Origin of the sequence: Pseudomonas sp. UV AK001, assembly GCF_046097675.1 — a bacterium.
Taxonomy (GTDB): Bacteria; Pseudomonadota; Gammaproteobacteria; order Pseudomonadales; family Pseudomonadaceae; genus Aquipseudomonas; species Aquipseudomonas kribbensis.
Map to the genome: position 1 here is coordinate 699,166 of NZ_JBJUVZ010000001.1, position 20,026 is coordinate 719,191.

Consider the following 20,026-nt stretch of genomic DNA (forward strand, 5'->3'; position numbering starts at 1 on the left):
AAGGGTGGTTGATCATTGTTATCGTCGAAACGTGTCAATCATTCTTGATGGGCGAAACTCTACCCTGAAGTTTGTCGATTGGCATGTCCTAATTCGATAAATATCGACAAAAGTCAGCGAAAAAATTCTCCGGGCGTCTCACCAAACTGCTGGCGAAAGGCTGCGATGAACGCCGAAGTCGAATCATAACCGCAGGCCAGAGCCACTTCGGTGACCCGTTCGCCACGCTCCAGCGGCGTCAGCGCGCCCAGCAAACGCAAGCGCTGGCGCCATGCACGGAAGGTCAGGCCGGTATCGCGCAGGAACAGCCGGCTCAGGGTTTTCTCGGTCACGCCGAACTTTTCGCTCCAGTGACTGAGTGTGGTCTGCTGTTCCGGATGTTGCTCGAGACTTTGATAGATCTGCCTCAAACGGATGTCCTGAGGCAGTGGCAGCATCAGGTCGATTTGCGGGGCCTCGGCCAATTGATCGAGGATCACCTGTGCCAGGCGTCCGTGAGGGCCGCTCTGGTCATACTCGACAGGAATCTGACTGAAGGCCCGGATCAACTCACGCAAAAGATCGCTGACGCCGAGCACATGACAACGCTCCAGCGCCCAACCCGCCACGCTGCAATCGATATACAGGCTGCGCATTTCCGTGTGCGGCGAACTGAATACCCGATGGGGTACCCCCGCCGGAATCCACACGGCGCGCTCTGGCGGGGCGACGAAACGACCGGCGGCGGTCTGCACTTCGAGCACGCCCTGGATCGCGTAAGACAATTGCACCCACGGATGGCTGTGGCGACGGGTCAGGGCGCGATTGGGCAGCGATTCGGTGCGCCCGTACAACGGGCGCGGCAGGCTGGGCAGCCCGGGGATGCTACGTCTGACGCTCTTGTCGTGTCCTTTTGGCGGCATCTTGCGGCTCTTCGGCGTTAGTCGGTAATTTCCAGTCACGTTAGAGTCGCTTCCACGTACTGGCAACCCCCGGATGAACAAACCATGACGCGCCCAAGATTCCTGCCCGACAACTTCACCCTGACCCTCGTCGCCGTGGTGCTGCTCGCCAGCTTCCTGCCCGCCAGCGGCCAGGTCGCGGTCGGCTTCGGCTGGCTGACCAACATTGCGATTGCGCTGCTGTTTTTCCTGCACGGCGCCAAGCTTTCCCGCGAATCGATCATTGCTGGCGCCGGCCATTGGCGCCTGCATCTGCTGGTGTTCGGCCTGACCTTTGTCCTGTTCCCGCTGCTGGGGCTGGCGCTCAAACCGCTGCTGTCGCCGATGATCGGTGACAACCTGTACATGGGCATGCTTTACCTCTGCGCATTGCCGGCCACGGTGCAGTCGGCCATTGCCTTCACCTCGCTGGCCCGGGGCAATATTCCGGCGGCGATTTGCAGTGCGGCGGCGTCCAGCCTGTTCGGGATCTTTCTGACGCCGTTGCTGGTGACGTTGTTGCTGAACGTGCATGGCGACGGCGGCTCGACCGTCGACGCGATCCTGAAGATCAGCGTGCAACTGCTGCTGCCGTTCATCGCCGGTCAGATCGCCCGCCGCTGGATCGGCGCCTGGGTCGGCCGCAACAAGAACTGGCTGAAGTTCGTCGATCAGGGTTCGATTCTGCTGGTGGTCTACGGCGCGTTCAGTGAAGCCGTCAACGAAGGCATCTGGCATCAGATCCCGGTCATCGACCTGCTCGGTCTCGTGGTGGCCTGCTGCATCCTGCTGGGGCTGGTGTTGCTGGCGTCGACCCTGCTGGGCAAGTTGTTTGGTTTCAACCTGGAAGACCGCATCACCATCCTGTTCTGCGGATCGAAAAAGAGCCTGGCCACCGGTGTGCCAATGGCCCAGGTGTTGTTTGCCGGCAGCACCATCGGTGTGCTGATTCTGCCGCTGATGTTGTTTCACCAGATCCAGTTGATGGTCTGCGCGGTGCTGGCGCAGCGTTATGCTAAACGACAGGAGTCGGTGCAGGAACTGATGGCGCAGGTTGATCCTTGATCACGGCTGCGGACGCTAACCCGCACCGGAATACTTGACTGCCGCCGCTGCCCGCGACGGCACGTTGAGCACCCGCAACAACGACGACACATGAATCCGCACCGTGAACGGGGAAATATCCAGTTCACGGGCGATTTCCTTGTTGGTCTTGCCTTGGGCAATCAGCCGCAGGACATCCTGCTGACGCGGGGTGAGGGCGGCGCCGGTTTCCAGCGGCAGCAGGCCGGACGGGGCGAACTTCACCAGCACTTCGCCTTCGCGGATCGCCAGGATGGCCTCGCCGATCTCGTCGGGGGCGATGTTCTTGCCGATGAAACCGTCGATGCCCGCCGCCATGACTTCGCCGATCAGTGCCTCGTCATCCACCATCGATACCACGATCAGCGTGGTGCGCGGCAGACGCCGGCGCAGTTCGCCGAGCTGACTGACGCAAGTCAGGCCGGGGAAGCGCAGATCGAGGATCAAGGTGTCCGGCTCATCGCCGGATGGCAGCAGGGCGAGCACCGCCTCCAGATCGCCGGCTTCTTCGATCTGCGCTTCAGGCAACAGGCGCCGGACCGTGCGCACCATCGCTTCGCGAAACAGCGGATGATCGTCGGCTATGATGATTCGGCATGTCATGGCACAACCCTCCCTGGGTCGACATTTCTCACGGCGTGCACCTTAGCACCGGGCGAAGGCGTTGCCTGTCGGTTCGTGCTGATTCTGACGATTGCCGCACAAGGACGTTCCCCATGAAGTTCGAAAAGAACACCGAGCTCGACCAGGCCAATCTGCGCATCATCATCGCCAGTATCGCGCTGGTGTACATGGCCGTGCTTGGTTTCCTGCCGGGCCAGCGCTTCGATACCTATCTGCCGGTGGTCACTTACATTGCCCTGTTTCTGCTGGCCTCCGTCGGGCTGCGTCAGGCCATCGTGCGTTGGCCGGGGCATTATCCGGCGCGGCGGATATTCGGCATGGTCCACGATTACACCGGCACCAGTTTCGGGCTGGTGGTCGGTGGCGAGGCCGCGCTGCCCATTTATGCCGTGATGGTCTGGGTCAACCTCGGTAACGGCATGCGCTACGGCTCGCGCTATCTGGCGATCGCCACGGTGTTGGCGTTGCTGGCGCTGCTGGCGGTGTATCGGTTGACGCCGTACTGGCAGGCGCAACCGTTCATGGTGCTGATGCTGATGATCACCAGCACGGTAATTCCGGTGTATGCGCACCTGTTGCTGGAGCGCACGCGCAAGGCATCTGAAGAAGCCGTCGCGGCGAATCTGGAGAAATCGCGATTCCTGGCCCAGGCCAGCCATGACCTGCGCCAGCCGATCCACTCCATCGGCCTGTTTACCGCGTGCCTGCGCGAGTCGCGGCTGGGCGAGGATGAGCGGCGGCTGGTGGACAACATCGACCGTTCGCTGCTTAACGTGTCGCAGCTTTTCCGCTCGATCCTCGATCTGTACACCCTCGATAACGGCCGGGTTCAACCCAGGATGCAAACGCTGGAACTGGGGCAGTGGCTGACGGAACTGATTCGCCAGAATGCCGAGGCTGCACGTTGGGCGGGTGTGGAATTGCGTCTGCACCGTTGCGAGCATTGGGTGTACACGGATCCGGCCCTGCTGGCGACCATGGTGCAGAACGTGCTGTCCAACTGCTTCAAATACGGCGCGCAGCGGCCGGTGCTGGTGGGGGTGCGCAGAAAAGGGACGGGGCTGGCCATCGTGGTGTATGACCGTGGCAGCGGCATTGCCGAGGAGCATCTGTCCAGGGTTTTCGAGGAGTTTTATCGGGTCCGTCAATTGCGTGACAAGGACGTTGAAGGCGTGGGGCTGGGCCTGTCGATCGTCAAGCGGCTGGGGCAGATGATCGGTGTCGATGTGCTGATTCGCTCGCGGCTGGGGCACGGCACGGCTGTGACGCTGCAGGGCTTGTCACGGGTGGCGCCGCAGTTGCCGGTCAACCGGGAGGAGGCTCGTCAGGTCGGATTGCTGACGGGGTTGAAGGTGTGTCTGGTGGAGGATGACCATAACGTTCTGCTGGCGACGTCGGCGTTGCTCGAACGTTGGGGCTGCGTCGTGCAGGCCGAGTTGACGGGGCAGGGGCTGGTCACCGACTGCGACATCATCGTCGCCGACTATGACCTCGGCTCGCACAGCACCGGTATCGAGTGCATCGATGAAGTTCGTCGACAGCGGGGGTTTGCGGTGCCGGCCATGATCATCACCGGGCACGACATCGAAAAAATCCAGGCGGCCCTGCATGACCGCCAGATAGCCATTCTGTCCAAACCGGTGCGCCCGGCCGAGCTGCGCGCGACCTTGCGTGCGCTGCGCGACCGGCAGACCGAAGCGGTCAGCGCTTACACAGATAGTCCTGCGTAATGGTGGTTTGCAGGCAGTTGTACTGGCCCATGGTGCGGCAGATGTTTTTCTCCGAGCCGGACACTTCGGCGCTCTTGTAGCCCCAGACCTTGCAGCGTCCTTCGGCCGTGGCCAGTCCCTGGGCGGCAGAGGTTTGCCCGCTTTCGAACTGGCCCAGTTCATAGGAAACCTGGACGACGCCGTCGGTCTTGCTGCCGCCGGTGGCTTCCCATTGTTTCGGTGTGGCGCAGCCGGTGAGCACGACGGCGGCGAGGCTGAGGGTGGCGATGAGTGTTTTCATGATCGAACGGAATCCTTTACCGGATGAGAAGGCGGTGTAACGGTTTACTGGACCGGAATCGGCGACGCGCCTTTGGGCAGGCAGGACAGCGGAGGCGTCATGATGCCCATGCTGGCGACCGCGATGATCGCGCCACTGGGCAGTTCGCAGTTGTATTCGCCGGCGGCGGTGTAGGCGGTGTAGTAGGTCAGGGTGCTGTCGTTGCGGATGTTGCCGATTTTGGAGACGGGCTTGCCGATGACGGTCTGGGCCCGTTCGCGCATGCTGTCTTCGGTGGGCTTGGCGGTCTGGCAACCGGTGGCGCCGATAAGCAGGGCACCGAGCACCGTGATTCTGGCGACGTTGAGGTACAGGTTCATGGTGTTGCTTCCTTGGTGTTGTTGTTTTTCCAGGCACAACGATCCCTCGCACTGCGCAGCGGCAATGTTGGGGAGTGTCGGGGGTTGCGAGGGAATATAACGCCAGGGAACGGGGTGGTCGATTAGCACAAATGTGCTAGTGCGGCGCAACCGGCAGGCTGCCGGTCGCGCCGAACAGCATTACTGAGGACTGTTGAACTGGTCTGAATAACTGCCGGTCATGAGGGCAGACGCGACCTGATCGGAGCCCACGCCACGGCGAGAGTAGGCGAGCCTTCTGGCGTCCACCTTGTCGGCCCCATCGGAAGCGACTGCCCCGGCACCCACGTGATCGGCACCATCGGAAGCGACTGCGCCGGCGCCCACGTGATCGGCGCCATCGGAAGCAACTGCGCCAGCCCCCACATGATCTGCGCCGTCGGAAGCGACTGCGCCAGCGCCCACGTGATCGGCGCCATCGGAAGCGACTGCGCCAGCGCCTACGTGATCTGCGCCATCGGAAGCGACTGCGCCAGCGCCCACGTGATCGGCCCCATCAGAGGCTACTGCACCAGCGCCCACGTGATCGGCCCCATCGGAAGCGACTGCGCCAGCGCCCACATGATCGGCACCGTCAGAGGCGACGGCCTTGGCGCCAACGTGATCCGAACCATCCGAGGCAACCGAACCTGCGCCGACATGATCCGCCCCGTCAGACGCCACAGCCTGCGCCTGCGCCGCCCAGACTTCGGGTATCACCACCACTGTTGCCGCGACCGCCAGGACCATGCCTGACCAAAGCTTGTGTTTCATGATTTTCTCCACGACCCATCAGCCACCCAGCATCCGAGCATTCCCCGTCGGTTGACGGTGTGGCTCGTTGGCCCCGGGGTTAACCAGATTGGCGATTGGCACGGGCGCGCCCGGAGGCGCACGGGTGTCGACGTTTTGCATGAAACCTGAACAGCGAACTGAAAAAGTATAGTTCGCCCCGACCGGGTGGCAGGTCCGGGGAGCACGAAGGCGATAGTCGGTTAACTTCCTTGCAGGCAAGCGCTAGAAGAAAATCAATCTAAAAGCCGCGTAGCGCAAAGCGGCTTGTTTGCTAGGCTCAAGAATGTAGGCGAAGACGCAGACTGATGCGCAAGCGGATAGCGAGGAAGCGTTGGGCGCGTTCCGAAGGGTACACGGTTAGAAAGAACCCCGCGCTGGGTTCCAGCCCTTATGCCGTGTGAAGCAGCAGAGCACATTGCCTGTACTGTGGGAGTCCTGAGAAACCTCGTAAGCCAGAGACCAGCACTGGCCGCCTACTCGAACACCAAAGCCCGCTTCGTGCGGGCTTTGACGTTTCTGCGGGTCAGATGCTGGCCAGGGCCTGCGCCAGATCCGCACGCAGATCCTCGATATCCTCGACGCCCACCGACAGGCGCACCAGGCTGTCACCGATGCCGAGCTTGGCGCGGGTTTCGGCCGGGATGGTCGCGTGAGTCATGATCGCCGGGTGCTCGATCAGGCTTTCCACACCACCGAGGCTTTCGGCCAGGGCGAAGATCTGCACGTTTTCCAGAAAGCGCCGGGCGCCTGCCAGATCGCTGTTCAGATCCAGGGAAATCATCCCGCCGAAACCGCGCATCTGACGCTTGGCCAGTTCATGCTGCGGATGGGATTCCAGACCCGGATAGTAGACGCGTTTCACCTGCGGCTGCTGCTCCAGCCAGCGCGCCAGCTCCAGCGCGTTGCTGCAATGACGCTCCATGCGCAGCGCCAGGGTCTTCACACCGCGCAGGGTGAGGAAGGCGTCGAACGGGCCGGAGATGGCACCGACAGCGTTCTGCAGGAAGCCCAGACGCTCGGCCAGTGCTGGATTGTCGCCAACCACCGCGATGCCGCCGATCACGTCGGAGTGACCGTTCAGGTACTTGGTGGTCGAGTGCAGCACGATGTCGAAACCCAGTTCCAGCGGCCGCTGGATCCATGGGCTGGCGAAGGTGTTGTCGGCCACGCAGATGATCCCCCGCGCCTTGCAGATGCGCGCTATGGCGGCGAGGTCGGACAGGCTCAGCAGCGGGTTGGTCGGGGTTTCCACCATGACCATCCGCGTGTCGTCCTGCAGCGAGGCTTCGAACGCCGACAGGTCGGCCAGATCGACGTAGCTGAAACGATGCCCGGCGCTGCGCTGGCGCACCTTGTCGAACAAACGGAAGGTGCCGCCGTACAGGTCATTGCCGGACACGATGTGCGAGCCGGCGTCGATCAATTCGAGCACGGTGGAAATCGTCGCCAGCCCGGAAGCGAAGGCGAACGCCTGGGTGCCGCCCTCCAGATCCGCCACGCAGCGCTCGAGGGCAAAACGCGTCGGGTTGTGCGAGCGGCCGTAGTCGAAGCCCTTGTGCACGCCGGGGCTGTCTTGCAGGTACGTGGAGTTGGCGTAGATCGGCGGCATCAGCGCGCCGGTGGTCGGGTCCGGGGTTTGTCCGGCGTGGATCACGCGGGTGGCGAAACCCTGCGGGCGGGCGTTCTTGTCGTGCTGACTCATGCAAGGGATCTCCGTAGTTGGTTGAGCATGTCGACGCGGGTGATCAGGCCGTGGAAGCCCGAGGCGTCGGCAATGATCGCCACCAGGCCGCTGCTGAGCACGGCTTCCAGTTCAGCCAGGGTCGCGGCGGGGGCGAGGGTTTGCAGTTTGTCCGTCATCGCGCTGGCGACGGGTTTGCTGAAGAGCGTGGCATCTTCGTGTACGCGTACCAGGATGTCCGATTCGTCGATCACGCCGACCAGTTGTTTGCCTTCCACCAGCACCGGCAGTTGCGAAACATCCGCCAGGCGCATGCGCTGGAACGCGGTCATCAGGGTGTCGTCCGGGCCGACGCTGACTACTTTGCCGTCTTCGAAGCGGCGGGCAATCAGGTCGCGCAGATCGCCGTAGCGTTTGCGCTGCAACAGGCCCTGATCGGTCATCCATTGGTCGTTGTAGACCTTCGACAGATAGCGGGTACCGGTGTCGCAGACGAAGCTGACCACGCGTTTCGGCACGGTCTGCTCACGGCAGTAACGCAGCGCGGCGGCGAGCAGGGTGCCGGTGGACGAACCACCGAGAATGCCTTCCGAGCGCAGCAACTGGCGGGCGTGATCGAAGCTTTCTTCGTCACTGATCGAGTAGGCGCTGCGCACGCTCGACAGGTCGGTGATCGACGGAATGAAGTCTTCGCCGATGCCTTCCACCGCCCACGAACCGGCAGTGCCGAGGTGCTTGCTGCGGCTGTATTCAGCCATGACCGAACCGACCGGGTCGGCCAGGACCATCTCGAGGTCCGGTTGTACGCGTTTGAAGAAACGGGTCAGGCCGGTCAGCGTACCGGCGGAACCGACGCCGACCACGATGGCATCCAGATCATGCTCGGTCTGTGCCCAGATTTCCGGCGCGGTGCTGCATTCGTGGGCCAGCGGGTTGGCGGGGTTGTTGAACTGGTCGGCGAAGAACGCGCCGGGAATGTCTTTCGCCAGACGGGCGGCGACGTCCTGGTAATACTCGGGGTGACCCTTGCCGACATCGGAGCGGGTGATGTGAACCTCGGCGCCCATGGCCTTGAGGTGCAGGACTTTTTCCGTGGACATCTTGTCCGGCACCACCAGCACGACGCGGTAGCCCTTGGCGCGACCCACCAGCGCCAGGCCCAGGCCGGTGTTGCCGGCAGTCGCTTCAACGATGGTGCCGCCGGGTTGCAGGCGACCGTCGCGCTCGGCGGCGTCAATCATCGCCAGGCCGATACGATCCTTGATCGAGCCGCCGGGGTTCTGGGATTCGAGCTTGAGAAACAGGGTGCACAGACCGGTATCGAAGCGAGTGACTTGTACCAGCGGAGTATTGCCGATCAGCCCAAGTACGGCAGGGCGTGATTCCTTTGACATTTCTTCACCTCTTTGTGGTGTTGATCGCGTTCCATTCGCGGGGGAAAAGCTCGCGTGCAACATAGGCGCAGACACCAACTGTCGCAACCATTAGTCAGCGTGCAATTCAGCCATTTCGATCTAACCATAGAACGAAATCAGAGAAGGGAAGGAAGCGATTTACCGAGGTTTACACAGAGGCGTCATCGAGTATTCAAAGGGCGTCTTCAGCGTCATGAACGGCTTAATCTGACGATGAATATCCGGCAGCGAAAACCGATCAGTGGTTGCTCATCAGACCGTGCAGAACACCCAGCCGCAAACCGGGTTCCGATGGCTCCATTTGCGCGATGCCGAACACCTTGAAGGCTGCGAGCATGACGACGAGGCCGCCGGGCAAGATGCTCTGGCGATGGGATTGCAGGCCGGCGAGTTTCAGTTGCCGCACATTGCTGACTTCCAGCAGGCGAAGCGACAGCCGCAGCAGGCCGCCGTAGGTGATGCCGCCCTGACCAAAGTCGTTCAGGCGATTGGCCTTGAGCACCTTGGCGAGCATCCGCGCAGTGCCTGAGGAGCCGATGGTCTGCTGCCAGCCCTGGGCGCGATAGCGGCGGGCGACCTTTTCGAATTGCAGGATGGCCACCCGCTCGGCCTCTTGCAGGGCGCCGGGGGAAATCTCGCCGTTGCGAAAGTAGCGTGCGCTCAGGGTGCCGCTGCCGATGGCGATACTTTCGGTCAGCAACGGTTGGGAGCCCTGGCCGAGGATCAGTTCGGTGGAGCCGCCGCCAATGTCGACCACCAGACGCAGGTCATCGGCGACCGGCAAGGTGTGCGCCACACCGGCGTAGACCAGACGCGCTTCTTCGTGTCCGGAAATCACATCGATGCGAAAGCCCAGATGCCGCTCCGCACTGCCGAGAAACAACTGGGCATTGTCGGCCTCGCGCACGGCGCTGGTGGCCACCGCCCGCACACGACCCGGCTCGAAACCGCGCAGCTTTTTGCCGAACCGCGCCAGGGCCTGCCAGCCGCGATCCAGCGCCATTTCGTCGAGCGCCCGGCCATCGAATCCTTCCGCCAGCCGCACTGGTTCACGCAAGGTTTTCACTTCCTGAATCATGAAGCCCTTTCTGCTGCGGACCGACTGGCCGATCATCATGCGAAACGCATTCGAACCGAGATCGATGGCAGCAAACAGCGAGGCGTCTTCTTTCATGGGAGTCCTTGCAAAATCCACCGCCCCAGGCCCGGGCGGTTTGCGAGGATTCTGCAATGGCTTCGATGACAACCTGATGACGCGGTGAGGGCGGTTCAATGAATTTAGTGCTGTCATGACACTGTCATTATCGGGTGCCCATACTTGCCCTCAATACATCGCGTGCTTTTCATGATTTTGGCTGCCAACTTTGGCAGCTTTTTTTTGCCTGCGATTTGACTCGTCAGCGAAATTTGCAATTCGAAGGAATGCCCGATTAATATACGTTCCATATATATTTCATATCGGATCTTGCCATGGGCATCGTAAAGATTTCAGAGGACATGCACGAGAATCTGCGCATTTCCAGTAACGCACTGAGCCGCTCGATCAACGCGCAGGCCGAGCACTGGATGCGCATCGGCATGCTCGCCGAGCTGTATCCCGACCTCGATCACCACGCCATTTGCCGCTTGCTGATTCGCGCCGAGCAAGCGGGTGGTCTGGATCTGCAACAAATCTGTGCCCTGGCCGATGCCGCGCAGAACATCCCGGTTCAAGAGGCAGCCAAGGCATGAGAAATCCGATCAAGATCAACACCCGGGCTGAGATCGCCCAATCCCGCGTGGCTGCGCAATTGGCCGCCGAGGTGCTGGCGATGCTGGTGCCGCACGTCAAGGCCGGGGTTACAACGGATCAGCTCGACCAGTTGTGCAACGACTACATCGTCAATGTGCAGAAAGCCATTCCGGCCAACGTCGGTTATCACGGCTTCCCGAAAACCGTCTGCGCGTCGGTCAACGACGTAGTCTGTCACGGCATCCCGTCGGGCACGCCGTTGAAGGATGGCGACATCCTCAACCTCGACATCGCCGTGATCAAGGACGGCTGGTTCGGCGACACCAGCCGCATGTACGTTGTCGGCCAGGCCTCGCCCGAAGCGCAGCATCTGATCAAGACCACCTACGAGGCCATGTGTGCCGGCATCCGCGTCGTACGTCCAGGCGCCACCCTGGGTGACATCGGCCATGCGATCCAGAGCCTGGCGGAGCGCGAAGGTTTCAGCGTGGTGCGCGAGTATTGCGGGCACGGGATCGGCAAGGTCTATCACGATGAGCCGCAAGTGCTGCACTACGGTTACCCGAATCAGGGCCTGAAGCTGAAGGCGGGGATGATCTTTACCATCGAACCGATGCTCAACGCCGGCAAGCGCCATGTGAAGAACATGCCGGATGGCTGGACCGTGCTGACCAAGGATGGCTCGCTATCGGCGCAGTGGGAGCACATGGTGGCGGTGACGGAGGACGGGTTTGAGGTGTTGACGGCTTGGCCTGATCAGATCGAAGGTTTTACGGCTATCGCTTGAAAAAAAGGCCACCGCAACCCGACGTTGCGGTGGCCGCAAGTAACACGCGAAACGTCCGCAGGTCAGTGAGCACCCGCGGCCTTGTTCAGATCGCTTTCAGCCCACTCGGTGTAGACGCAGGCATCAGACGTCGCCCAGCGCACCCGTACCGGATCGCCAGCCTTCAACGGCATCCCCGCCGCCGACAATGCCTTAACCGTCATCGAAGTCCCGCCGGACGTGACCACACTGCACGTCTGGCTCTCGCCCAGAAACAGCACCTCGACCACCTTCGCCGAAACCTCGTTCCAGCCCGCTGCCAACGATTCACTCGCCGCCTGCTGCACACTCAACGCCAAAGCCTTTTCCGGGCGCACCATCAGCAAAACATCCTGCCCGGTCTGCAATCCGGCAGTCAGGCGAATCGACAGCGACTGACCTTCAAAACTCGCCGCCCCATTACCCTGTGCCTTGAGCTTGAGAAAGTTCGAATTGCCGAGGAACGACGCCACAAACGCATTCGGCGGATTCTGGTACAGGTCATAACCGCTGCCGAGCCCGACAATCTTGCCGTGACTGAAAATCGCGATGCGCTGGGACAGGCGCATGGCTTCTTCCTGATCGTGGGTCACGTAGACGATGGTGATGCCGAGGCGGCGGTGCAGTTGGCGCAACTCGTCCTGCAAGTCTTCGCGCAGTTTCTTGTCGAGTGCGCCGAGGGGTTCGTCCATCAGCAGAATGCGCGGCTCGTAGACCAGCGCCCGTGCGATGGCGACCCGTTGCTGCTGGCCGCCGGACAGTTGCGAAGGACGGCGATGAGCGAACTGCTCCAGTTGCACCAGTTTCAGCATCGCATCGACACGTTTGTCACGCTCGGCCGCCGCGAGTTTGCGGATCGCCAGCGGGAACGCGATGTTGTCGCGCACCGACAGATGCGGGAACAGCGAGTAACGCTGGAACACCATGCCGATGTCGCGCTTGTGCGGCGGCACGTTGACCAGCGACTGGCCGTTGACCAGGATCTCGCCACTGCTCGGGGTTTCGAAGCCGGCGAGCATCGACAGCGTGGTGCTTTTGCCCGAGCCGCTGGAGCCGAGGAAGGTCAGGAATTCGCCGTCCTTGATGTCCAGCGAGATGTTGTCCACGGCGGCGAAATCGCCGTAGTGCTTGTTCAGGTTGCGCAGGCTGACCAGGGGTTTGTCGTTCTGCTGGGATGCGTCTTTGATCACGGCACTCATGTCGTACTCCTGGCGCTCAGGCGCTGATTTCGTTGCGCCGGCGCAGGGCGGCGGCGATCACCATGACCAACACCGACAGGCCGATCAGCAGCGTCGAAGCGACGGCGATCACGGGCGTCAGGTCCTGGCGCAGGGTGGTCCACATTTTCACGGGAAGGGTTTGCAGGGTCGGGCTGGCCATCATCACGCTGAGCACCACTTCGTCCCACGAAACCAGGAAGGCGAAGAGGGCGCCGGCCACCATCCCCGGACGAATCGCCGGAAAGGTCACCTTGAACACCGCTTGCAGGCGTGACGCCCCGCAGATCACCGCCGCGTCTTCAATCGACTGATCGAACAGCTTCAGCGAGTTGATGATCGAGATGATGGTGAACGGCAGCGCAACGATCACATGGCTGACGACAAAGGCGAACATCGTCCCGGTGTAACCGAGCTTGAGGAACAGCGCGTACACCGCCACGGCGATGATCACCAGCGGCACGATCATCGGCAGGGTGAACAGGCCGTAGAGCATTTCCCGGCCGGGAAAGCGCCCGCGCACCAGCGCAAAGGCAGTCGGCAAACCGAGAGCCACGGCGCAGATCGTCGTCAGCACCGCGACCTTGAGGCTGGCCGCTGCGGCGTTCATCCAGTCGGCGTTGGAGAAGAACTGGCCGTACCATTTCAGCGTCCAGCCCGGTGGCGGGAACACCAGCCACTGGGACGAACCGAACGACAGTAGCACGATGAATACGATCGGCAGCAGCAGAAACAGTGCGATCAGCCCGGTGGTGGCGTACAGGCCGAAGCGCATCCGGCGGCTCATGGCATTGGGAGTCAGGAGCATGTCGGCTTACCTCGCGTTACTGGCGCCAACCGGGGATTCCGGCTGAAGCTTCAGGTAGAAGTAGAACAGCACCAGGGTGATGACGATCAGCAACGCGGCGCCGGCGCTGGCCAGGCCCCAGTTGAGGAACGACTGCACCTGCTGAATGATGAACTCCGGCAGCATCATGTTCTGCGCTCCGCCCAGCAGCGCCGGGGTGACGTAGTAACCGAGCGACATCACGAACACCATCAACCCGCCGGACGCCAGGCCCGGCCGGCACAGCGGCAGGAACACCCGGAAGAAGTTGGTCCATGGACTGGCGCCGCAGATCGAACCGGCCTGCAGGATCATCGGGTCGATGGCCTGCATGGTCGCCTGCAACGGCAGCACAATGAACGGGATCATGATGTAGCTCATGCCGATCACCACGCCGGTCAGGTTGTGCACCATTTCCAGCGGCTGATCGATGATGCCCAGAGCCATCAGCGCCTTGTTGATGACGCCCGAAGCCTGCAACAGCACCAGCCACGAATAGGTACGGGCGAGGAGGCTGGTCCACATCGACAGCAACACGATGTTGAGGATCCAGCGACCCCAGCCGCGCGGCACCAGAGTGATCGCCCAGGCCAGCGGGAAGCCCAGCAACAGGCTGAACACCGTCACCAGTCCCGCCACCGAAAAGGTGTTGAACAGCACTCGCGCATAGGCCGAGTTGGCAAACAGTTGTTCATAGTTGCCAAGGCCCGGCACCGGTTCCAGCACGCCGCGCAACAGCAGGCCAATCAACGGCGCGAGAAAGAACAGGCCGAGGAACAGCAGTGCCGGCGCGAGGTTGCCGGCGCCGCGCCAGCGTTGCTTGAGGGACGGGGCTTGCGCCATTGCACTCGCCTTATTTCCGGCGGCCGACCCGGCAGCGCTGGCGGCGCTCCCGGTGGCAGTGGAGGGACGGGACGCGGTGGCCGCCATTTTCATTTGACCAGCCATTCGTTCCACCGTGTCGCGATGGCCTGGCCGTTCTTGGCCCAGTACGCGAAATCAAGAGTGATCTGATCCTTAGCGTAGGCAGTCGGCAGGTTCGGGGCCAGCGTCGAGTCCAGACGCTGCACACTGTCGACGTTGACCGGGGCGTAAGCGGTCAGGTTGGAGAAGTCGGCCTGGCCCTTCGCGCTGCTGGCGCTGGCCAGGAACTTCATCGCCGCGTCCTTGTTTTTCGAACCCTTTGGCACGACCAGGATGTCGGCCATTACGAGGTTCTGTTTCCAGCTCACGCCCACCGGTGCGCCGTCTTCTTGCAGGGCATGGATCCGGCCATTCCAGAACTGGCCCATGCTCGCTTCACCGGAGGCCAGCAGTTGCTGCGACTGCGCGCCGCCGCCCCACCAGACGATGTCTTTTTTGATGGTGTCGAGTTTCTTGAAGGCGCGATCCAGGTCCAGCGGGTAGAGCTTGTCGGCCGGAACGCCGTCGGCGAGCAGGGCCAGTTCGAGCACGCCGGGACTCGGCCATTTGTACAGGGCGCGTTTGCCGGGGTAGGTCTTGGTGTCGAACAGCGCGCTCCAGTCCTGCGGCTTGCTGGCGCCGAGTTTGCCCTCGTTGTAGCCGAGGACGAAGGAGAAGAAGAACGAACCGACGCCGTAGTCGCTGACGAAACGCGGGTCGATCTTGTCGCGCTGGATCTGTTTGAAATCGAGGGGTTCGAGCAAGCCTTCGGAGGCGGCGCGCAGGGCGAAGTCGGCTTCGACGTCGACCACGTCCCATTGCACATTGCCGCTTTCGACCATGGCCTTGAGTTTGCCGTAGTCGGTCGGGCCGTCCTGCACGACGGTGATGCCGCTGGCCTTGCTGAACGGATCGGCCCAGGCCTGTTTCTGCGCATCCTGGGTGCTACCGCCCCAGCTGACAAAGTTCACACTCTCGGCGGCCATCGCGGCCTGACCGGTCACGCTCAGCAGTCCCGCAAGAAAGATCGCGGTTGCAGCTTTGTTCAACACCATTTTTACGCCCTCATTGTTGTGTTTTTGAGCGGGCTTGCGTTGTTGCCCGCCTGTCGGGAGCAGTAGCTGGACGGTTTTTCAGATCGTCCGGTCTATGGAATATCATATTATGGTATTCCAAACTTTGTGCAAGCACTTTGCCTTACCGGCTATCTGGCAAACGGGGTTATTCGGTGAACGGAATGCTCTCGACCACTTCCAGATCGTAGCCGGTCAAACCGGCATATTTCAGCGGCGGCCCCAGGTGACGCAGCTTGCCGACGCCCAGGTTCTGCAGAATCTGCGCCCCGGTGCCGACCTCCGAATAGATCCGCGATTGCGAGCGGCTGAACTGCCGTGGCGGCTGAGTCAGTTGCGGAATGCGCTCCAGCAGCGCTTGGGAAGACTCATGATTGGCCAGCACCACGACCACGCCATGGCCCTCCGCCGCGACCCGTTGCAGCGCCGCCCACAGCGTCCAGTTCGTCGGCCCACTGTACTCGGCGCCGACCAGATCACGCAGCGGATCGATCACATGCACACGCACCAGCGTCGGTTCCTCACGGCGCAATTCACCCATGACCATCGCCATGTGCACGCCACCCTCGATGCGGTCTTCGAAGGTGATCAAACGGAAGGTGCCATGCACCGTCGGCAACTCCCGCTCGCCAATGCGCTCGATGGTGTGTTCGGTGCTCAGGCGATAGTGGATCAGGTCGGCGATGGTGCCGATCTTGATCCCGTGCTTGCGGGCGAAGACTTCCAGATCCGGACGGCGGGCCATGGTGCCGTCATCGTTCATCACCTCGACGATCACCGAGGCGGGCGTGAACCCCGCCAGCCGCGCCAGATCGCAACCGGCCTCGGTGTGGCCGGCGCGGGTCAGCACGCCACCTTCCTTGGCGCGCAGCGGGAAGATATGACCAGGCTGCACCAGATCTTCAGCGCGAGCATTTGGCGCCACCGCAGCGGCAACCGTGCAAGCCCGGTCGGCAGCGGAAATGCCCGTAGTCACACCGACCGCCGCTTCAATGGAAACCGTGAACGCGGTACTGAATACGCTGCCATTGCTCGGCACCATTTGCTCCAGCCCCAGGCGTTGGCAATGATCGTCGGTCAACGTCAGGCAAATCAGCCCCCGAGCCTCACGGGCCATGAAACTGATTGCCTCGGGCGTGCAACGGTCGGCGGCCAGCAGCAGGTCGCCTTCGTTTTCCCGGTCTTCGTCATCGACCAGCAACACCATTTTGCCGAGGCGATAATCTTCGATGATTTCTTCGATGCTGTTGAAGGCCATGCTGGACTCTCGATAGGGATGAAATTCGTGGTATACCATAATACAGATTCAACCAAGAGGTCACTATGAAGGCGTACTGGATTGCTCACGTGGACATCACCGATCCCGATCACTACAGCCAATACACCCAGCGCGCGCCGAAAGCGTTCGCCGAGTTCGGCGCGAAGTTCTTGGCCAGAGGCGGGCGCAGCGAAGCGATGGAAGGCCGAACGACACCACAGCGCAGCGTGGTGATCGAGTTCGACAGTTATGAGCAGGCGGTGGCGTGCTACCGCTCGGCGGCGTATCAGGAGGCGAGAAGCTACCGCGAGGAGTGGGCGAGGGCGGAGATCATTATTGTGGAAGGGATGGCGCCGTAACGTCTTGCCTGTAAACCCGCAGGAACTACAGAATCGAACGCGGCCGCGATCTTTTGATATTTTTTCTGGATCAGGAGGTCGTCCGCCGGACGGAATTTAAAGCCTGCGGTTTTGCACGGTGTGCTCTAAGGGAATATTGATGCGCATGACAAAAGGAATGTTTGCAGGTGGGCGAGTAGGCCTCTGGCTGGTGGTTGCGCTATTTGTAAATGGAGTCTTTCTGGCTTTTCTGATTTTCGGGAACAGTGCGAAGGGACGTGATCTGGAGATGATTAAAACCAAAGAGCCACTGCTGATCGAAGGGCAAGGCGGCGATGACAATTACTATGTCCTGCCGATGGGAACAACGCTATATCACGATAAAAGCTTTCCAGAAGGGCACGATCGTTATGTGGTGTATCTGAATCACAAAGGTGCCATTGCCCACGAAGAAGTCCCGATGAAGCCCGAATATGGCGGTTCTTTTATCGATCCTCTTTGGCTGGCCAATATTGATGCCGATACCTTGAAAGACATTTTCAAGCGTTTCCCGCTCTCCAAAAGAGACATCTCCGCTGCTCTCAAAGCCAATGAAATCACCAAAGATGATCTGGCGGATATCATTCGTGCGATGCCGGATTGAGCACCTATCTACCGATGAATCGGGCCGGGCTCTGTATTTCCTGCAAGTGACGGTTGATCAGCGCATGAAATGAATCTTGCCGCTGTCGTCATTGCCCATGTACATGCCATAGACCCCGGCCTGGCGTTCCTCGATGTAGCGTTCGAGGATCTGCCGGATCGCCGGGTAGTAGATCTGCTCCCACGGGATGTCTTCGGGGGCGAAGAATTTGCAGTCCCGGGTTTCCGGGCCGTACTGGCCGGTGATTTCCAGTGCGAGGGCGCGGAAGATGATGTAGACCTCGCTGATCTTCGGCACGCTGAAGATCGAATACGGCGAGACGATTTCCGCGCGCACGCCGCTTTCTTCCCAGACTTCGCGCAGGGCGGCCTGTTCGGTGGTTTCGCCGCTTTCCATGAAACCGGCGGGCAGGGTCCAGGTGCCCGGGCGCGGGGGAATCGCCCGTTGGCACAAGAGGTATTTGCCGTCCTGCTCGATGATGCAGCCGGCGATGATCTTCGGGTTCACATAGTGGATGTAGCCGCAGTCGCGGCACATCAGGCGCTCGTGCGTATCGCCCGGCGGCACTTGCTGACCGAGATCGGCGCCACCGCATTTCGGGCAAAAGCTCGGGCTGAACATGTCAATGACCTATGCGTGGTTCTTTCAGCGCGATGGGCAGGGTGATGGCCGGTGTGGCGCCGGTTTCTTCCTGTTTGCGCTTCAGATAATCGAGGGCCACGGCAGCCGCAGCGCGGACGTGATCGACGCAGGCCTGATGCGCCGCGAGTGCGTCGCCGCTCTTGATCGCCTCGACCATTTTTTCCATTTCCTGGTTGCTCGCGCCGCGACGGTTTTCCTGGGATACCGACGTCGCCCGCAGGTAGCTGATACGCGCCTGCAACTGACGCAACTGGGTGGCCGCGACATGGTTGCCCGAGCCTTCGAGTAGTACGTCGTAGAAACCCTGCACCGAGTCGATCACCTGTTGCAGCTCGCCGTCCTTGAGCGCCTTGCGGTTCTCGTCGAGGGCTTTTTCCAGCGCCTTGATGTCCTTGGCCTTGGCGCGCAGGGTGAACAGCTGGACGATCAGGCCTTCGAGCACGCAGCGCAGCTCATAGATGTCGACGGCATCGGCGAGGGTGATGATTGCCACGCGCGGGCCTTTGGCGTCGGCGAACTCCACCAGTCCTTCGGATTCCAGGTGACGCAAGGCTTCGCGCACCGACGTACGGCTCACGCCCAGGCGATCGCACAGATCGCGCTCTACCAGGCGATCGCCCGGCAGCAGCTGGAAGTTCATGATGGCGCTTCGCAGTTTATCCAGCACGATTTCGCGCAGGGTGACGGGGTTGCGATTGACCTTGAAGCTGTCGTCGAGTGGCAGGCGTTTCATGGGGTCCGCTCTTTAAGTTGGCTGTCCATGCCAGACGGGCATTCAAACAGCCGAGGGGTTAACTGGAGGCCTCGGCCTCGGCGTCGGCTTCGGCGAAGGCTTCACGGGCAAGCCGGAAACTGTCCACGGCTGCCGGGACGCCGCAATAAATACCGACCTGAAGCAGAATTTCGCGTATTTGCTCACGACTCAGGCCGTTACGCAAGGCGCCGCGCACATGCAGCTTGAGTTCGTGCGGGCGGTTCAGCGCAGAGATCATCGCCAGGTTGATCATGCTGCGCTCCTTGAGCGACAGACCCTCGCGCCCCCAGACATGGCCCCAGCAGTATTCGGTGACCATTTCCTGCAGCGGGCGGGTGAAGTCGTCGGCGTTCTCGATGGAGCGCTGCACGTAGGCTTCGCCGAGCACCTGGGTGCGGATCTTCAGGCCTTGCTCATACTTTTCGTTGCTCATGTGTCCTCCGCTCAGCCCAGTGTCGGCAACGCGCCAAGCTTGCCCTTGTGATAGATCATCGGCGTCACCGGCTGCGCTGGCAGGATCAGGTTCTTCACCGCGCCGACGATGATCGCGTGATCGCCACCGTCGTACTCGCGCCACAACTCGCACTCGATGATCGCCGTGGCCTTGGCGAGGATCGGGTTACCCAGCTCGCTCAAATGCCACTCGATGCCCTTGGCCTTGTCCTTGCCTTTGCCGGCGAAAGCGTAGGCCTCGGCGGTCTGGTCGGCGGACAGCAAATGGATCGCGAAACGCTTGCTGTCGCGCAGCACCGGGTAGGTGTCGGAGGCGTAGTTGGGACAGAACAGTACCAGCGCCGGATCAATCGACAGCGCACTGAAGGCGCTGGCGGTGATCCCGACGATGCCGCCGTCCGGGTCGAGGGTGGTGACCACCGTGACCCCGGACGGAAACGAGCTCATGACGTCTTTGTAAATGCCGGGTTCGATCAT

Annotated in this window: 23 protein-coding genes; 7 read left to right on the plus strand and 16 right to left on the minus strand. The window is 61.5% G+C overall.

Features of this window, described 5'->3' with window-relative positions; all coding sequences use genetic code 11:
• Window positions 1-113: 113 nt before the first annotated feature.
• Entirely contained in the window at window positions 114-902 is a 789-nt protein-coding gene (locus ACKLNA_RS03315) for a helix-turn-helix domain-containing protein (protein WP_085711354.1), read from the minus strand.
• Window positions 903-986: 84 nt separating this feature from the next.
• On the opposite strand from ACKLNA_RS03315, the gene ACKLNA_RS03320 reads away from it, so the two are divergent.
• Window positions 987-1,985 carry a bile acid:sodium symporter family protein gene (locus tag ACKLNA_RS03320; RefSeq protein WP_114883627.1) on the plus strand — a complete coding sequence of 333 codons (999 nt, stop codon included), beginning with the start codon at window positions 987-989 and terminating at the stop codon, window positions 1,983-1,985.
• Window positions 1,986-2,000: 15 nt separating this feature from the next.
• Here the strand turns inward: ACKLNA_RS03320 and ACKLNA_RS03325 are convergent, their stop codons facing one another.
• Window positions 2,001-2,606: a LuxR C-terminal-related transcriptional regulator gene (locus tag ACKLNA_RS03325; protein WP_408984848.1), complete on the minus strand. Its 606-nt coding sequence runs from the start codon at window positions 2,604-2,606 to the stop codon at window positions 2,001-2,003.
• A 113-nt stretch (window positions 2,607-2,719) separates the two neighbouring features.
• On the opposite strand from ACKLNA_RS03325, the gene ACKLNA_RS03330 reads away from it, so the two are divergent.
• Window positions 2,720-4,357, plus strand: a complete 1,638-nt coding sequence (locus tag ACKLNA_RS03330; protein ID WP_408984849.1) for a hybrid sensor histidine kinase/response regulator — start codon at window positions 2,720-2,722, stop codon at window positions 4,355-4,357.
• On the opposite strand, the gene yecR is transcribed toward ACKLNA_RS03330, so the two are convergent.
• Window positions 4,329-4,637: a YecR family lipoprotein gene (gene yecR, locus ACKLNA_RS03335; protein ID WP_007950440.1), complete on the minus strand. Its 309-nt coding sequence runs from the start codon at window positions 4,635-4,637 to the stop codon at window positions 4,329-4,331. The two genes, ACKLNA_RS03330 and yecR, sit on opposite strands and share 29 nt — an antisense overlap.
• Before the next feature lie 44 nt (window positions 4,638-4,681).
• On the minus strand, window positions 4,682-4,996 hold the full coding sequence (locus ACKLNA_RS03340; protein WP_085711348.1) for a hypothetical protein: 315 nt from the start codon (window positions 4,994-4,996) through the stop codon (window positions 4,682-4,684).
• 327 nt (window positions 4,997-5,323) lie between these two features.
• Here ACKLNA_RS03340 and ACKLNA_RS03345 point away from each other — a divergent pair, with 327 nt between their 5' ends.
• Window positions 5,324-5,770, plus strand: coding sequence for a hypothetical protein (locus tag ACKLNA_RS03345; RefSeq protein ID WP_408984850.1), 447 nt, complete (start codon window positions 5,324-5,326; stop codon window positions 5,768-5,770).
• Between the two features lie 562 nt (window positions 5,771-6,332).
• Here the strand turns inward: ACKLNA_RS03345 and ACKLNA_RS03350 are convergent.
• The 3 genes from ACKLNA_RS03350 to ACKLNA_RS03360 all read right to left on the minus strand — a co-directional run bounded on the left by ACKLNA_RS03350 (window position 6,333) and on the right by ACKLNA_RS03360 (window position 10,079).
• Window positions 6,333-7,511, minus strand: coding sequence for a cystathionine gamma-synthase (locus ACKLNA_RS03350; RefSeq protein WP_085711347.1), 1,179 nt, complete (start codon window positions 7,509-7,511; stop codon window positions 6,333-6,335).
• Window positions 7,508-8,884, minus strand: a complete 1,377-nt coding sequence (locus ACKLNA_RS03355) for a pyridoxal-phosphate dependent enzyme (protein ID WP_085711346.1) — start codon at window positions 8,882-8,884, stop codon at window positions 7,508-7,510. Before ACKLNA_RS03355 ends, ACKLNA_RS03350 begins: the two co-directional genes overlap by 4 nt.
• Before the next feature lie 259 nt (window positions 8,885-9,143).
• Window positions 9,144-10,079 (minus strand): Ppx/GppA family phosphatase, encoded by a 936-nt coding sequence (locus ACKLNA_RS03360; protein ID WP_408984851.1) that lies wholly within the window; start codon window positions 10,077-10,079, stop codon window positions 9,144-9,146.
• Between the two features lie 296 nt (window positions 10,080-10,375).
• On the opposite strand from ACKLNA_RS03360, the gene ACKLNA_RS03365 reads away from it, so the two are divergent.
• Window positions 10,376-10,636: a ParD-like family protein gene (locus tag ACKLNA_RS03365; protein WP_085711344.1), complete on the plus strand. Its 261-nt coding sequence runs from the start codon at window positions 10,376-10,378 to the stop codon at window positions 10,634-10,636.
• Window positions 10,633-11,424, plus strand: a complete 792-nt coding sequence (gene map / locus ACKLNA_RS03370; RefSeq protein WP_408984852.1) for a type I methionyl aminopeptidase — start codon at window positions 10,633-10,635, stop codon at window positions 11,422-11,424. Before ACKLNA_RS03365 ends, map begins: the two co-directional genes overlap by 4 nt.
• Before the next feature lie 62 nt (window positions 11,425-11,486).
• On the opposite strand, the gene ACKLNA_RS03375 is transcribed toward map, so the two are convergent.
• From ACKLNA_RS03375 to ribBA, 5 genes are all read right to left on the minus strand, one after another.
• Window positions 11,487-12,641, minus strand: a complete 1,155-nt coding sequence (locus tag ACKLNA_RS03375) for an ABC transporter ATP-binding protein (RefSeq protein WP_408984853.1) — start codon at window positions 12,639-12,641, stop codon at window positions 11,487-11,489.
• 16 nt (window positions 12,642-12,657) lie between these two features.
• Window positions 12,658-13,467 carry an ABC transporter permease gene (locus tag ACKLNA_RS03380; protein ID WP_085711341.1) on the minus strand — a complete coding sequence of 270 codons (810 nt, stop codon included), beginning with the start codon at window positions 13,465-13,467 and terminating at the stop codon, window positions 12,658-12,660.
• A gap of 6 nt (window positions 13,468-13,473) precedes the next feature.
• Window positions 13,474-14,421: an ABC transporter permease gene (locus tag ACKLNA_RS03385; RefSeq protein ID WP_408985547.1), complete on the minus strand. Its 948-nt coding sequence runs from the start codon at window positions 14,419-14,421 to the stop codon at window positions 13,474-13,476.
• Window positions 14,418-15,443 carry an ABC transporter substrate-binding protein gene (locus tag ACKLNA_RS03390; protein WP_119426278.1) on the minus strand — a complete coding sequence of 342 codons (1,026 nt, stop codon included), beginning with the start codon at window positions 15,441-15,443 and terminating at the stop codon, window positions 14,418-14,420. Before ACKLNA_RS03390 ends, ACKLNA_RS03385 begins: the two co-directional genes overlap by 4 nt.
• Window positions 15,444-15,609: 166 nt before the next feature.
• Complete coding sequence (gene ribBA, locus ACKLNA_RS03395; RefSeq protein WP_064380429.1) at window positions 15,610-16,719, minus strand: bifunctional 3,4-dihydroxy-2-butanone-4-phosphate synthase/GTP cyclohydrolase II; 1,110 nt, start codon at window positions 16,717-16,719, stop codon at window positions 15,610-15,612.
• Between the two features lie 65 nt (window positions 16,720-16,784).
• On the opposite strand from ribBA, the gene ACKLNA_RS03400 reads away from it, so the two are divergent.
• Window positions 16,785-17,078, plus strand: coding sequence for a DUF1330 domain-containing protein (locus ACKLNA_RS03400; RefSeq protein ID WP_408984854.1), 294 nt, complete (start codon window positions 16,785-16,787; stop codon window positions 17,076-17,078).
• A gap of 139 nt (window positions 17,079-17,217) precedes the next feature.
• Window positions 17,218-17,700: a hypothetical protein gene (locus ACKLNA_RS03405; RefSeq protein WP_408984855.1), complete on the plus strand. Its 483-nt coding sequence runs from the start codon at window positions 17,218-17,220 to the stop codon at window positions 17,698-17,700.
• A 57-nt stretch (window positions 17,701-17,757) separates the two neighbouring features.
• Here ACKLNA_RS03405 and ACKLNA_RS03410 read toward each other — a convergent pair whose 3' ends face one another.
• From ACKLNA_RS03410 to ACKLNA_RS03425, 4 genes are read right to left on the minus strand one after another with little or no spacing between them, the layout of a single operon-like run.
• Window positions 17,758-18,321, minus strand: coding sequence for an NUDIX hydrolase (locus ACKLNA_RS03410; protein WP_408984856.1), 564 nt, complete (start codon window positions 18,319-18,321; stop codon window positions 17,758-17,760).
• A gap of 1 nt (window position 18,322) precedes the next feature.
• On the minus strand, window positions 18,323-19,075 hold the full coding sequence (locus ACKLNA_RS03415; protein ID WP_074688591.1) for a GntR family transcriptional regulator: 753 nt from the start codon (window positions 19,073-19,075) through the stop codon (window positions 18,323-18,325).
• A gap of 58 nt (window positions 19,076-19,133) precedes the next feature.
• Window positions 19,134-19,529: a carboxymuconolactone decarboxylase family protein gene (locus ACKLNA_RS03420; protein WP_408984857.1), complete on the minus strand. Its 396-nt coding sequence runs from the start codon at window positions 19,527-19,529 to the stop codon at window positions 19,134-19,136.
• Window positions 19,530-19,540: 11 nt separating this feature from the next.
• Window positions 19,541-20,026 (minus strand): flavin reductase family protein, encoded by a 486-nt coding sequence (locus tag ACKLNA_RS03425; RefSeq protein WP_408984858.1) that lies wholly within the window; start codon window positions 20,024-20,026, stop codon window positions 19,541-19,543.